Origin of the sequence: Pseudoalteromonas sp. DY56-GL79 (genome assembly GCF_041414765.1) — a bacterium.
GTDB lineage: Bacteria > Pseudomonadota > Gammaproteobacteria > Enterobacterales > Alteromonadaceae > Pseudoalteromonas > Pseudoalteromonas piscicida.
In genome coordinates this window covers 56,491-71,383 of the sequence record NZ_JANHZS010000021.1, presented here as the reverse complement: position 1 = coordinate 71,383, position 14,893 = coordinate 56,491, and the positions used below count along the sequence as shown (strand labels likewise).

Genomic DNA, 14,893 nt, shown 5'->3' with positions numbered 1-14,893 from the left:
TCTGTATAAAAATGAGGTGCGAGATGCACCTCATTTTTGATTCAAATCAAGTAAATCTTCTACTTTATAGTAAAGAAAATAATTTGCCTTACGTCATATCGCTAAGCAGACCAACTCAAGGTAGCAGGGCGATGTTCTATTGGAGGTCCGATAGTTCATTACCGCGGATTGGTATGAGTCTATGACAGGAGAAAACGATGACGTCCACTGTGCGAAAAGGTAAATTTTCATCACTTAAAAAAGGGGTAAAACCCGCAGCTAGCGCTACTCAGGCTGCAACTTCTACGACATTTTTCCCAGGAGCTGAAGGGTTTCCTGCGGTGATCCAACCAACCAGTAAAGATTTAGACCCGTACATTTGGGCTGAGGCAAATCGAGATTTTATAGAAACTAACTTGCTGAAATATGCAGGGTTGGTCTTTCGTGGTTTTGGCCTGAAAACACCGCAGGACTTCGAGCAATTTGCCAGTGCTATCCAACCTGGGCTTTATGGTAATTATGGTGATCTGCCTAAAAAAGAGGGCGGCAAGAAGACGTATAAATCGACTCCCTACCCTGAAAACAAAATGATCCTTTATCACAACGAGAGCTCTCACTTAGAGCAGTGGCCTCGTAAACAGTGGTTTTTTTGTGAACTACCTTCACCTGTTGGCGGTACAACCCCGATTGTCGATTGTCGTCGCATGTTATCTGTGTTGCCAAGTGAGTTGGTTAAGAAAATTGAAGAAAAAGGCCTGCTCTATCTTCGCAATTTCCACAAAAGTGTGGATGTAAGTTGGCAACACTTCTATAAGACCGATAGCAAAATTGAGGTGGAAGAGCGACTCCGCGCAGCAGGTATTGAATACAGCTGGTTAGAAAACGATGGCTTACAAACCAAAACTAAAACCCATGGGGTAATAGTCCATCCGCTTACGAAAGAAAGGTCGTTCTTTAACCAAGTTCAATTGCATCATATCGCCTGTTTGGAGCCAGAGGTTAAAGAAAGCCTTATTGAACTGGTAGGTGAGCAAAGATTACCTAGGCATGTCTACTTTGGTGATGGAAGCGCGATTAGTGAGGAAGAAATGGCGATTATTGGTGCCGCATACGAAACCTGTGCCGTTCGCTTTGACTGGCAGCAAGGAGATGTCGTGATGCTAGATAATATGCTTGCTGCACACGCAAGAGATCCATTCGAGGGTCCACGAAAAATCGTTGTTGCGATGGGTGACATCTATACGCAACAAGAGTTACAACACGCAAATAACGTAAAGTAAAAGGTAGTGTATCTTATGATCCAAGAATATATTTCTGCTTATCCACAAGGTATTTCACTTAGTGCACAGCAGCAAAACCAAGGTAATTCATTAGAGCCACTGGCTTTTAATAGTACGCTCTTACGGCTGGATTTTCAGTATAGCGCTGAGCAGCTACAGGCAAGATTAAACGAAGTAATCGATGACAATATTGTACTAAGTTTTGCATTTACCGAAGTCCCAGGCTTTCGTGGGTTAAGGCAGTTACCTCAAGAGGTCGCCAAACCAGTGGTTGAGTCAGTGACGCTAGAATCGAGCACCAGCATCAACTTAGCAACATTAGATAGTTTATATCCGCTGTCGTTAAACCCGGCATCGGGTCAGAATCTACAAGTAATAAGAGTCGCTCATCAAGACGAGGTTTACCTTTTGGTGCGCACGCATGCGCTATGTGTTGATCTTGCGAGTACTGAAAACATTGCGCAACGATTGCTAGCGCAGAACGTTGAGCGTGAGGAAAGTGTTCAATATCCAGATTTTCTCGCTTGGCTTGAAGAGCTGACCAGCAGTGAAGAATCACTTCAGGGTAAAGCCTATTGGCAGCAATATATTAGTCAACTTAGCACGGCAAAAGATCACTTCGCGTTGCCTTATCATAAGGCCCCTGAGCAAGGTACATTACAAAGCTTGCAATGCGTTGATGATGATTTACCACAAGCGGTTGCTGACGGCATTACAGCGCTGGCACAACAGTTAGAAGTCGAAGCCGAAAGTGTTTATTTGTCGCTTTGGTGGTTGTTATTAGCACGTATTTCGGGGCAAAGCTTTGTTACTAGTATTGGCTATGATCCTCGCAGAATGAGTGAAGACCTGGCTGATGCGCTCGGGGTTTATACCCAAGCACTACCCGTTCAAGTACCTGCAGCTGCGATGCAAGTACTGAAAGAATGGATAGGTCAGTTTGCTTTCACGCTAGAACAACATAATGAGTGGGCTGAATGTTTTGAAAGTCCTGAGGGCTTAGCAACAAGTAGCATGATGACTCAGTTCGCTTCTACACTTGCGAGTGTTGAAGCCACAGCAGTGACGGCTGATAATGCTGAGTTGAGTTTAACCATTGCTGATGACCGCGTTAGGTTGCAATTTAATAGTGCTGCGTATTCTCATCAAGCTGCTACCTTGTTACTGGAGCAATTTGTGTATTTACTCGCTCAGGCACCGCAAAAGTTGGCGACTCCAGTGAGTGAAATTTCATTAGTTACGCCATTGGAGCAGCAGCGTTTTGTTGAATTGAATGCCGATAAAGGGGTAACAGCCTCTCATATCTTTGAACAGCTCGATTATTTTGCTGATGCTAACAGTGAGCATGTGGCTTTGGTCGATGGCGCGCATGCTCTGAGCTATAACCAGCTCGTGACTTTAGTTAATAAATTGGCTCAAACATTACAAGCTCAAAGTATAAAGCAGGGTGATATTGTGCTGTTATCACTGCCTAGAGGTTGGCAGCAGGTCGTTACGCTGTTGGCCGTGATGCGAGCTGGTGCAGCATATTGCCCTATCGACCCGAGTTGGCCAGAAGCGCGTAAGCAGCGTGTACTAGAAGCTGCTAGTGCCACACTTCATATCCATGAGCAAAATATTGAGCAGTTACTACTTGATGCGCAACAACTTGAGCTTGATGCGGGTGTCTTGCCTGAAATAAGCTTGGATAACACCGCCTATGTGCTATTCACGTCGGGTTCGACGGGGGTACCAAAAGGCGTGGCGATTGCACACCGACAACTTGCGCAGTACTGTGCGGCCTCATCCCATGCTTTAGGCTTACAAGAGAATCAACGCTTTGGTTTAACGTCGACCGTAGCGGCTGATATTGGCAATACAACATTGTTTAATGCGTTTTACAACGGTGCAAGTTTAGTTGTAGCGAATGAGCAAGAAATGCTTGATGGTGAGGCATTTGGTCACTTTGTGGCAGATCAAGACGTTGATTGCGTAAAAATAGTACCTTCTCACTTGCAAGCGTTACTAGAAGTCGTACCGGCGCGTCTTCCAAGTAAATTGATCCTTGGTGGGGAAGCGGCAAAACCTGCGTTGATCCAAAAAGTGCATAAGCTTGCCCCACAGGCACAGGTATTTAATCACTACGGCCCAACTGAAACGACGGTCGGTGTGATGTCACACCAATACGAAAATAATGCGCGCTTTGATGCTGCGGTACCTAGATTAAGTCATGTTTTCTCTGGTACTCAAATTTTTATCTTAGACTCCCAAGATGCACTGTGTGCTACTGGTGAGCAGGGTGAGCTTTGTATCGCTGGTCAGCAATTGTCTCCCGGCTACATTAACGTGGGGTCCGACGATGCGTTTGTAAATAACAGCCAATGGGCTGAGCGAGTCTATCGAACTGGAGATCTCGCTCGTTATCTACCGGATGGCTCCATTAGCTTATCTGGTCGTAAAGATGACCAAGTTCAGATCCGTGGATTCAGGGTGGAACCTAACGAGGTGGCACAGTCAATTTCTCAGCACTTGGCAAGTATCGATTGCTTTGTTGCTGTACAACATTATGGCAACGAGGCTGTATTGGTTGCCTTTCTTACTCAGTATCTGGACAAACAAACTACCCCGGCAGAGCTGCTTACAGGACAAGACAATTTGGCGCTGCAAACGCAACTACGTGACGTGTTGCCTGATGCAATGGTACCGGCATTCTTTGTCAGCATAGCTGAGCTGCCTTTACTGGCTAATGGTAAAGTGGACCGCCAAGGTCTACCTAAGATTGCTGATCTTACATTGTCTACCTATGTAGCCCCGAATAGTCAGTTGGAAACCTTGCTGGCGTCAACACTGGCGAAGATTTTAGAAGTGGAACGAGTCAGTTGTGATGCGAGCTTCTTTGATTTGGGTGGTCATTCGCTATCAGCCATCAAATTTGCGACGCGGATTAAGAAATTACTATTACTCAACGTTGAGCCTGGTGTGGTCTTTGACAATCCAAGTATTCAATCTTTGGCGCAAGCACTAAATAACTTAAGTGGCGATCCGTCTAGATTGGAGAAATTAGCATTGACGCAAATTAAACTGGCAACGCTGACCCCTGAGCAGCAAGCAGCATTGCGTGAAAAAATGGGTCTGAAAGCCACATAGATATCAAAGTGAAGGCGTAGCTTTCGATGATCTTTAGACTATGAAGTGGGAGCCAGCGGCTCCCACTTTTATTTTTATGAGTATGTGTATGTCAAATAATGAGTTAGCGGATGAATTGGTAGATGGACTTGATTTGGACCTGTTGGCGCAGTTATGGAATGAACCTGAGGTAGAGGATGAAGTGACAGGGGTTGTTGCAACAGAGAGGGTTTCGGGTGTACTTTCATTGCAACAAAAACGCTTATGGCTGCTCCAGCAAATAGACCCACAAAGTAATGCTTACGACGTATTACGTACATATCATGCGCCTATTGCATTAGATCTTACTCGGTTGCAATCAGCATTGGACGCACTAGTCGAATGCCATGAGATCTTTCGTACCTTTTATCAGTTCGATGGCACTGCAACTCAGGTCGTTGCCTCTGCATGTAAGGTGCCGCTCACCATTATTGATATAGACTCGATATTAGATAGCCAATCACTCCTTGAACAAGCTGCGGTGAAGTCATGGTGTAATGTGCCGTTTAATTTAAGTCAGGTACCACTTTTAAAAGCCGCTTGGGTGAATACTGCACAGGGTGGGTATTTATTACTACGGAATCACCATATTGTCAGTGATGCTTGGTCAAAAATACTGATATTAAAAGATTTATTAGCCGCATATCAGGGAAACGCATTGGTCAAACCAAGTTGCCGCTACTTAGATTATGCAACGTGGCAAAGTGAATACCTTGCTCATGACAGTGCCAATGAAACGCTGACTTATTGGCGGGAGTACATTAAACAGCAGCCTCAGCCAATCAACTTGCCGAGCAAGGAATCAACGACAACGCTTTCCTCTTTCCCTGTAATGCTCAGTCACCGGCTATCTGAGCAGCAAGTCCAGCAGGTTAACGCTTTTTGTCAGCGTCATGGCTGTACTTCAGCGGCCGTTTTTATGACTTTATTGCAAGCAACATTAAGCCGTTTTAGCAGCACGCAAGACTTTTTGATTGGTTCGCCAACCGCTGCTCGAAATCTGCCTGAACTCGCTGATGTAGTGGGTTGCTTTATGAATACGCAGCTCTATAAAAATGAAGTTCGTGAGGGAGTGACATTCACCGATGCCGTCAACCAAAACCAGCGCCATACCCTAAGGCTGATAAACGAAGATCAAGTTCCGTTTGAGTGGCTTGCAGAGCAATTAGATTGGCCTGTATTAGCGGATAGGCATCCGCACTTTCAAGTTCTGTTTAATTACTTACAAAGTGACACTGTTCCAAGCAATGACATGGCGCTGGCACTACGCCCAATAAATGTTGAGAGTCAGGTTGCTAAGTTTGAATTATCATTGGACGTGAGCGTGCAAGATGGGAATATCGAGCTTTACTTCGAAGCTGATGGTGCTATGTATCGCGCGGCTTTATTAGATCAGCTCTTAACCTGTTACCTGAACTTACTGGATGCATTGATCAGCAAGCCTGAAACGGCCATTAATGACATAGTTGTCTATCAACCAGACGCTACATTGTGTGCATCACGACAAACTAACGAAGTGGCTACAGTCGTCGAATTGATTAAACAGCAACAGATCCCTTTGGCTGCAATTGCATTGCAAGATAACAGCGGTGCCAAGCTGAATTACGAAACGTTACTGCAACTAAGTGACAACTTTGCAAACTTCCTTATCGAACAAGGCGTGCAATCCGAGGATAGAGTGGCGGTGGTCGTCTCGCGCCAAGTAGATATGGTTGTTGCACTGCTCGGATGTATGCAGGCAGGTGTGGTCTATGTCCCCATAGATCCCAATATGCCTCATCAGCGGCAACAATTAATCTTTGCATCGAGTGCTGCAAGGGCTATCGTGACCAACTTAGAAGATATATTTAACCCAAGTGGATTACCGGTTTGGTCGATTGCAAAAGTGAATCGAACACGATATCAAGACCATAAGACGTCACCGCCGGTCTGTGCCCAGCAGGTTGCTTATATTTTATACACCTCAGGCTCCACAGGACAGCCGAAGGGGGTCGCAATTACCCACGGCAATCTGGTTAATTTTATCTTAGCAATGAAATCCCAATTTTCGCTCACTCAAGATTCAAAATGGTTGGCTTTAACTGCGCTTGGTTTTGATATTTCGGGCTTAGAGTTATATCTGCCATTGGTTTGCGGTGCACAAGTTAGGATTGCAGATTCTGTATTCAGTTTGAAAGCATGTGACTTGGAGGGAGTTAGTCATATTCAAGCCACTCCTGCGGGATGGCAGGGGCTACTGGCTAAAGCACTGCTTTTACATCCTGTCGTTGGGTTATGCGGTGGAGAAGCATTACCTCCTGTGTTGGCTCAAGCATTAAAAGCCAAGCAAGTTGTGCTTTATAACATGTATGGCCCTACTGAAACCACGGTATGGTCTTCATGCCATCGGGTACAGGATAATATTCATCTTGGTTTCCCAATTCGTAATACACAGTTATATGTTTTAGATAGCTATCTGAATGTGTGCCCAGCGGGAGTTGCCGGAGAGCTTTACATTGGTGGTGCAGGGTTAGCGCGAGGTTACATGGAGCAACCAGCGTTGACTGCACAGCGATTTATTGCAAATCCTTTTTCCAGTGTCGGCGAGCGACTCTATCGCACGGGAGATTTGGTTGAGCGTAACGAACACAACGAGCTGCGCTTTCTGGGGCGGACAGATCATCAAGTGAAGATCCGTGGACACCGTATAGAAACGGGGGAAATTGAAAGCCAGTTGTTAAGGGTGGAAGGAGTCAATCAAGCGGTAGTGGTCGCGCATGGTGATGATAATGATAAACGACTTGTTGCTTATGTTTGCACGCAGACGTTAAGTCGCGGCCAAATAACAGCAGCTGTCAGTGATTTGTTACCCAGTTATATGGTGCCAGAACAAATCATCTTGTTAGAAGCGTTACCGCTTAATCACAGTGGCAAGGTGGATAGAAAAGCGTTACCCAAACCGTTGCAGGAAAGTCGTCAGGGAACGCAACCTCAAGGTCATCTGGAACAAGCGCTAGCTAGAGTATGGCAGCAAGTGCTGCAGGTTAACCAAGTATATCGAGAAGATAACTTCTTTGCGTTGGGTGGAAACTCCATTCATGCGTTACGTATGGTGCATCAATGGCAAAAATTAGCTCGACCAGAGCCTTTACTCGCACAAGCAATTTGGCAAGCAGATAACTTGCGTGATTTGGCTCAGCAAATTGCGCTTTCCAAACAATCTAATATTTGTGACATTTTACCTGAATCTGCATCATCGAAGTCATATCGCGATTTGCTGATATGTCTTCATGACGGTCGCGGTTTTACTATGTCATACAGACCGCTTGCTATGGCGTTGCCTGAATATATTCGCTGTATCGGCATTACCCCTGATCTTGCGTTATCACAACAAGATGATTTTAGTACTTTGGCACATCGCTATGCGGATCAGCTCGGAGATCTTAGCCAGTATCAGAACATTTATGTACTTGGCTGGTCTTTGGGAGGAGCGATAGCATTACAGTTGGTTGAAGCGCTAACGGGGAGAAATACACGCGTAAACAGTATGCTGTTAATTGATAGTTGGGACCCGTTCGAACCAACCAATACCCAACCAGAAAGTTGGCGTGATTATATTTTAACAAGGCTCTCGGAGAGCATCGCTGCTCCAAACTCTGAAGCTGAGTTTTATCAAGCGGTTGCTCAGTTTCCTTGGTCTGATGGAGGTTCAGTGGCAGAAAGAGCTGACGATATCACGCGTTTTCTTCTAGAGCATATTGATGTGCTTGAAGAAAGTGTTGCAGCTATGCCTACCACCGAAATAGTGCAAACCTTAGAGCAGACTTATTTATTGCGCTGTGCTGGTCGTCATGCTCTTAACTATCGGCAAGGTGATGGTGTTGACTATTACACTGTGTGGAGTAACGAGCGTGATGTAGGAGTTGCAAAACGATTTTGTCAGCGTCTGGATATTCAACACTCGGATTATGTTGATGCTGATCATATGCAGATTATCTCGCATCCCAGTGTTATTGAAACTGTACAAAAAGTAATGAGTGTTGAATAAAATCAAATTGTAAATGATAACTGTTTTCGTTACTATTGCAGGTAATTAACCCGTGGTTAATATAAAAGGGAGATTATTACCATGCATTTTGTAGGTAAGCGAGTGCTTATACTAGTCAGTTGTATCGCAGCACCAGCTTGGTCTGCTGAGCAATCACTGGCAAATGAAGATATTGAAGTGATAGAAGTGTTGGGACGGGATTCGGAAAAAAACTTTGCCACCTACACGTATTCAGCGACAAAAACGGCCGCTGATATTTTAGACCTTCCGCAGTCAATTAGCGCCGTGACAAAAGAATTAATCAAGCAACAAGGATTGATGCGGCTAAACGACGTGACGCCTTTTGTCAGCGGAGCGAGCGAATTTTCAGTGTATAACGACATCACCATCCGAGGCTTTCGCAGTCAAGATGATCGCCGCCTCAATGGTATGCGAACTTATAATGATTTTTGGTCACAAACCGCCATTGCACATGTTGAGCGAGTAGAGGTGATTAAAGGCCCTGCCTCAGCTATTTTTGGTGATGCCAGCCCAGGTGGTGTAATCAATACCGTAACCAAAAAGCCATTAGCGACTAGTCGTCATGAATTGAGTGCTCGATTTGGGAGTTACCAAGAGAAGTATGTTGCACTTGACACCACAGGTGCAATCAATTCATCGGAGTCAGTGCTGTATCGACTCAATGTGGGTTATGAAGACTCTGACTCTTTTAGAAACCAAGCATTTAATAAAGGGCTATTAGTGTCACCTAGTGTCACTTTTATTCCCAGTGACACGCTTAAGCTTAACCTCGAACTGGTGTATTCAGACAGTGAAGGGATCTTAGAACGAGGGCAGCCGAATATCCGAGGTAGCCAGCGTTTGGGCACGATACCGATTGAAGTTTCGGCAACACAACCTGGGGATAAGCTAGATACAGAAAGCTTGATCAGTAGCTTAGCAGTTGACTATCGTTTTAGCGATGCTTGGTGGCTAGCTGTGCAGTATATGCATCAAAATAGTGATCAAGACTTAGTCGAGCACGGTATTGGAAATTATGCTGATAATTCAGACTCTATCGTCAATTTGCGCTACATTGAACGTGCTTCAGAGGCACAATCAGACTCCTTTTCCAGTTACCTAAATGGCAACTTTTACCTCGGTGATATCGAACACAATGTGGTGATTGGCTATGACTATATTGATAGATTTAGAGAATCCAGCCAGCGAGTAGCCAACGATGCGATGCAGTTCGATATTCTAAATCCTGAATACAAGCACCGCGATACTGATAGCTACAATGCAACTCAGCGCCCTGTGTTTGGTGGTAACCTACAAAGTGAAGGGATTTATATTCAAGACCGTATGGTATTTGGTCAATGGTCGGTACTGGCGAGCTTACGTGAAGAAAGTTTTGATCTAGATAATACCGGCGGTGGCTCCTCGAAAGATAGCCAACTGCTACCGCGATTGGGAGCTGTGTATAAGCTATCAGATACTCAGAGCCTTTATGCGAGTTGGATGCAGGGCTTTGAGCCTCCTCCTCTATACTCAAATAATCCTGAACAAGGTGGCCCATTTAAACCGCAAGATAGCGAATTATATGAGGTCGGCTTTAAAGCGCGTTTATTTAGCGATGATTTACAATTAACCACAGCTATCTATCAAATAACCCGTGAAAATGTCGTGTTATATGATGCTGAAGCATCAGCCAAAATCGATTTTGCTCGATATATGTATCGTCAGCGTGGTGCCGAGCAAGCGCGTGGATTTGAGTTCGATCTTAATGGTCAAATCACGGAACAACTTTCCGTAATTGCCAATTATGCTTATAACTCAGCGAAAGTAACCAAAGATTTGAATGATAGTGAAGTGGGCAAACGCAAAGAGGGCGCAGCTAAACATATGGCCACTGTATGGTCACGTTACCAGTTAGATGATAATTGGGCATTTGGGATCGGGGCAAGCTATGTGGGGGAGCGAGCAACCTCCTCTGCAGGGTTAATATTGCCTAGCTATCTGATCTACAACGCAGGTGTGTACTATCAGGTGGACAGTTGGAAGACCTCCTTGGTGATTGACAATGTGTTCGACAAAGTACATTGGACCGGTGGCTATAGTTATAGTCAGTTGTTTCCAGGCGATCCACGTAGTGCGAGCTTAACGGTCGACTATCGATTTTAAACAGGGAGAGAGCAGTTGGCTTTTTAGCCAACTGCTCTTTTTAGGAGAAAAGAATGACAGCAAAACAATGGTTCAGTTGGCATAGTTTAAGCGGTGTTTGGTTCGGCTTGCTATTGTTCGTGATCTGTTGGACAGGGGCATTTGCGACCATTTCTTACGAATTAGATTGGCTATTCGATGACACAGTGAGAGCGGCAGAAAGTAGTCCACAAGTCAGTTTAGCGAGTGCTTACGAAAAGGTTCAAGAAACCTATCCAGACGCACGAATAGGGATCGCTTTTGCTGGTTCAGAAACGTATTTTGCTCACGATTTTGTGGTTCGCTTGCCAGATAATCCATGGCAGCATATTTACGTTGATCCATACACTGGAAATATACAAGGAAAAACGAGCTTTTTGAATATTCAGCGGTTTTTCCGAGATTTTCATATGCATTTTTTTGGTGTGTTCGACAGCATTGTGTCTTATTACTTGGTTTTGCTATTTGCCATTCCGCTATGCGTATCCACGATTAGTGCTTTGTATTTGTATCGAGGCTGGTGGAAAAAGTTATTTACATTAAAACTTAGCGGCGATACTCGCGCTAAGGTTGCAAGCTCACACAAATTAGCTGGAGTATGGAGTTTGTGGTTAGCAGTGGTGATTGCGATAACCAGTATGTGGTACTTGTTTGAGTTTGTCAGAATGGACTTGGCTGATGGTAAAACTGCGTTTACTGATGTTGGTGATTTTGCTGTGAACCCCTTACCTGAATTGCAACCACAAGATAAGCCTCAGCTCTCTGTTGTGGCGCTTGCTGCAAAAGTCAGAGAAGCGAGACCAGATCTGGAAATTAGAGCGATTAGATATTCCGGAGGGTATTTTTATGTTGAAGGTCAATCCAGTGACGTATTGGTTAGGGACAGAGCAAATAAGGTGTATGTGAATCCTTATACTGGGGAAGTCGTATATAGCCAAACTGCGTCTAGTCAGGGAATATATTGGCGTTTATCTGATACCGCGGATCCTTTGCATTTTGGTAATTTTGCCGGCATATGGGTAAAAATATTGTGGTGCACGTTTGGGGTTGCACTTTCATTTTTGGTGCTTAGCGGCACCTATATGTATGTTAAACGCCAGCTAAAGCTGCGCCGAAAAGAAGATCTACGCGGCGTGAAAGCTTCTTTGGTTTTTAGTTTAAGCCTTTTGATATGTATTGCTTACTACGCCTATCAAACGCTTATGAACTATGGAGTCGCAGGTCAGTTTCCCGTGCTACCAACAGGTTCTGCGTTGTTTCTGTCGATTTGGACGTTAGTCACTTGCTTTATCATTGTTGTATGGGGAGGCGCGTTACTTAACTTATGTCGCGAAGCAACGCTTATTAGTAAACCTAAAGTGTCGCACCACCATCTATAGTGACCACTTGCATTGTGGTATGTGAGCTTAGGGATGAGGCATAAAATAGCACCGAGTGTGCGATCTCTTCAGGTGTTGCAAGTTTTTGCAGTGGGATCCCAAGTTTATATTGACTCGGGAACCCTTTGATCACTTGCTCTGCACCTGAGCTATCTCGCCACATACCCGTTTGCATTGGCGTTAACGTAGAGCCCGGAGCAATCACATTGGCGCGTATGCCATATTCAGCCAATTCTAACCCTGCTGTAAGGGTTAATTGGGTTGAGGCGGATTTCGACGCGCAATAGGCTGCCATGTTTTGGCGGGGCGTATGGCTCGCATTGGAGCTAACTGTCACTATGCTGCCACTACGTTGCTGTTTGAAATGAGCTGCACAAGACTTCAGGAAAACAAATACGGCGCCAGCGTTAACATGCTGACAGTGTTGCCACTGCTCAAGTGATAATGTCTCTAGCGCGCCAAGTTCGAGTACGCCCGCAACATTAATTAAGCTATATGGAGCGAGATCTGGTCGCACTAATGTTGCTAGCGTATGCTCTAATGTTGCGAGGTCTGCTAGATCACAGTGTATGGCTTTAAATAGCGGTTCTGTAGTTGCAAACTGCTTATCGAAACCCACGACACGAGCGCCAAGCTGCGCAAACTGCTTTGCGACACTTAGTCCAATGCCTTGCCCTGCACCAGTCACCCAAACAATTTTGTTGTGATACTCTTGCTTGAGGCTGTCATCGAAGCACATTGTTCATCTCCTCTATGACGGAAAGATAAGGCAAAGACGGTGTGTTCGACCAGACATTAGCAGCTTCCTGCATTGCTTCTGCAATAGATACAACTAGCTCTGGGGAATACCTTGCTGGATTGTAATCAATATCAAACTGCACGGGATCATCACCATTTAAATAAATTTGCAGCATAAAGTCGTCCGTCGTTCCAGCACTAAGAATATGGCTGCGACTTTTGACTTCGCCATAGCGTGGGTGGCTAGTGAAGGGCAAAATATTGACTGTCGGGCCGCTAACTTCAATCGCTTTACCTTGTTGTTTGCGATCTCGTTTCAAATGCTCAACACGATAGCATTGCAATGGCTTCACACGTTTTATCTGCCTATTGATGTACCTGGCCACATCTGCCAATCCCCCAGACGTTGGCAAAGTTAGCGGTAGTGGTAAGACGTTGCTTTGTACGGTAGGGCATGAAAATTCCACTGGAGCTTGGCGATTCATCATCACCAATCCTAATGTCACTTTATGGCTGTTGCACTTAGCCGCTAACACTATGGCAACTACACTTAGCAGTATTTCACTGGGGGTGGCTTGAACCTGGTTCGCTGCCGATTGTAACGTTTGCCACTGAGTTCGAGCTAACGCGAAATGGTAGCGTTGATTTGGTTCGGTAATCGCAGCTTTGCTGTCACTAAAGCTTTGCGTCACTGGGTATTCATCAAGCCATTCATTAAGGGAGCTTGCGGCCTCAGATAGTTGCTTTTGGTAGCGCTCACTACCATGCAGATCTAGCAGTTGTTGCTGTGAAGCAAAATGGCAATTTGGCAGAGGTTTCCCTGTGTTTAAAGCCTGATAACTGCGACTTAACGCTTGATGAAATAAACCAAAGCCAAAGCCATCAAGGACAATGTGATGGGCAACAATAAAGCAATAATCTTGGCTAGGGGTGCGCACTAATTTAAATCGCATCAAGCAACCAGAGCTTAAGTCAAAAGATTTGGCCAGCTCATGCGCTACTTGTTGTGGCATAAACTCAGCTAGAGAAGCAATATCATGATCAAGATATTCGGTGATCAGCAGAGGCAGCGATTGTCCAACTACTATACTTGGAATAAAATCATCATTATGGATAAAGTTACTGCGCAGCAAATCACTTTGCCCAAAGACATGCTGGAGTGCGATGGAAAACTGCTCGGCATCTATTTTACCTTGAAACTCCAAGCACTCAGCGACATTAAATAAGTTGCCTTGACCACTAATCGTGTGTAGTAGCCACATCGCGTTTTGAGAAGCGGTTAATGGCAATGCCATTATTCTGCCATCCGAGATTCAATCAGCTCGACCCAAGCTGCGAGAGTAGGCATTTGTGCTAGCTCAATAAAGTTAGTTTCAATACCTTGTTGTTGCCATAATGAAATCAAGTTCATCACTTGCACTGAATCTAGACCGTAATCAATCAAGCTTTCATGTTCATCAAACTCATCTGGCTCACAGTCGATCAAAGGCAAAATGAATGCTTTAAGTCCCGCGAGCATAGTCAGGTCAATACTTGCTTCGCCAACCACTTCTGCTGTCGTGATCACTTTTCCTGCACGTTGACCTATGATGTGTAGGGCCATCATATGCTCGTCTTTGGTGAAGTCTGCAATTGCATCAGCGACAACGAAAGGCTGTATGTCACGCATAAATGCATCAATAGCCGTGGTCATCACACCAATATGGCCGTAAATACCGACAATCAAAAGTTGATCTCGTTGCTGCGCTTTTAGCTGCGCTTCAAAATCGCATTTTTGAAAAGCGCTATATCGCCACTTTGTCAGGACAATATCCTGTTCGGTTGGCGCTAATGCATCAACTATGGGTTGTTGACTCGGATCTTGTAGTCCAGCTCCCCACATGTCTAGCAGTAACCCTCGTTCATTGCGACCTTGTTTGATCGGCTGGGCGGTATAATAGACCGGAATATCATGTTGGTAACAATACGTTTTAATTCGCTGAATGTTTTCTATCATGGCTTGTACTAGCGGATTATCTGCACCATAAAAAGAGACGAAGTAATGTTGCACATCATGGATAAGTAACGCAGTACGTTGCGAGTCAAGTTGCCAATCCACTCGACTTGGCGCAAGTTCAGCTGCGCGAGGTAAAGAATAGTGATTTAATTTAGGTATAGTCATTTTA

General features: G+C 44.9%; 8 protein-coding genes. 5 read left to right on the top strand and 3 right to left on the bottom strand.

Annotated features, from left to right (window positions below):
* The first annotated feature begins 197 nt into the window (after positions 1 to 197).
* From NO992_RS15950 to NO992_RS15930, 5 genes are all read left to right on the top strand, one after another.
* Entirely contained in the window at positions 198 to 1,259 is a 1,062-nt protein-coding gene (locus tag NO992_RS15950) for a TauD/TfdA family dioxygenase (protein WP_371378865.1), read from the top strand.
* 15 nt (positions 1,260 to 1,274) lie between these two features.
* Complete coding sequence (locus NO992_RS15945; protein WP_371378862.1) at positions 1,275 to 4,385, top strand: amino acid adenylation domain-containing protein; 3,111 nt, start codon at positions 1,275 to 1,277, stop codon at positions 4,383 to 4,385.
* Between the two features lie 88 nt (positions 4,386 to 4,473).
* Entirely contained in the window at positions 4,474 to 8,430 is a 3,957-nt protein-coding gene (locus NO992_RS15940; RefSeq protein WP_371378859.1) for an amino acid adenylation domain-containing protein, read from the top strand.
* Positions 8,431 to 8,532: 102 nt separating this feature from the next.
* Entirely contained in the window at positions 8,533 to 10,593 is a 2,061-nt protein-coding gene (locus NO992_RS15935) for a TonB-dependent siderophore receptor (protein ID WP_371378855.1), read from the top strand.
* Positions 10,594 to 10,646: 53 nt separating this feature from the next.
* Complete coding sequence (locus NO992_RS15930) at positions 10,647 to 11,990, top strand: PepSY-associated TM helix domain-containing protein (protein WP_371378849.1); 1,344 nt, start codon at positions 10,647 to 10,649, stop codon at positions 11,988 to 11,990.
* Here NO992_RS15930 and dhbA read toward each other — a convergent pair.
* Genes dhbA through NO992_RS15915 form a run of 3 tightly spaced genes read right to left on the bottom strand, consistent with a single transcriptional unit; the run spans position 11,965 to position 14,889 of the window.
* A complete protein-coding gene (gene dhbA, locus NO992_RS15925) occupies positions 11,965 to 12,729 on the bottom strand; it encodes a 2,3-dihydro-2,3-dihydroxybenzoate dehydrogenase (protein WP_253105832.1) in 765 nt (254 codons plus the stop codon). The two genes, NO992_RS15930 and dhbA, sit on opposite strands and share 26 nt — an antisense overlap.
* Positions 12,716 to 14,023, bottom strand: a complete 1,308-nt coding sequence (locus NO992_RS15920) for a condensation domain-containing protein (protein ID WP_371378846.1) — start codon at positions 14,021 to 14,023, stop codon at positions 12,716 to 12,718. The genes dhbA and NO992_RS15920 overlap by 14 nt, the downstream gene beginning before the upstream one ends.
* Positions 14,023 to 14,889: an isochorismatase family protein gene (locus NO992_RS15915; RefSeq protein ID WP_371378842.1), complete on the bottom strand. Its 867-nt coding sequence runs from the start codon at positions 14,887 to 14,889 to the stop codon at positions 14,023 to 14,025. Before NO992_RS15915 ends, NO992_RS15920 begins: the two co-directional genes overlap by 1 nt.
* Between the last annotated feature and the right edge of the window lie 4 nt (positions 14,890 to 14,893).

What these genes read in the sequence shown, in the direction of transcription:
- NO992_RS15920 (WP_371378846.1), bottom strand. Translation starts at nt 14,023, where the DNA reads ATGGCATTGCCATTAACCGCTTCTCAAAACGCGATGTGGCTACTACAC.
- NO992_RS15930 (WP_371378849.1), top strand. Translation starts at nt 10,647, where the DNA reads ATGACAGCAAAACAATGGTTCAGTTGGCATAGTTTAAGCGGTGTTTGG.
- NO992_RS15940 (WP_371378859.1), top strand. Translation starts at nt 4,474, where the DNA reads ATGTCAAATAATGAGTTAGCGGATGAATTGGTAGATGGACTTGATTTG.
- dhbA (WP_253105832.1), bottom strand. Translation starts at nt 12,729, where the DNA reads ATGTGCTTCGATGACAGCCTCAAGCAAGAGTATCACAACAAAATTGTT.
- NO992_RS15950 (WP_371378865.1), top strand. Translation starts at nt 198, where the DNA reads ATGACGTCCACTGTGCGAAAAGGTAAATTTTCATCACTTAAAAAAGGG.
- NO992_RS15915 (WP_371378842.1), bottom strand. Translation starts at nt 14,889, where the DNA reads ATGACTATACCTAAATTAAATCACTATTCTTTACCTCGCGCAGCTGAA.
- NO992_RS15945 (WP_371378862.1), top strand. Translation starts at nt 1,275, where the DNA reads ATGATCCAAGAATATATTTCTGCTTATCCACAAGGTATTTCACTTAGT.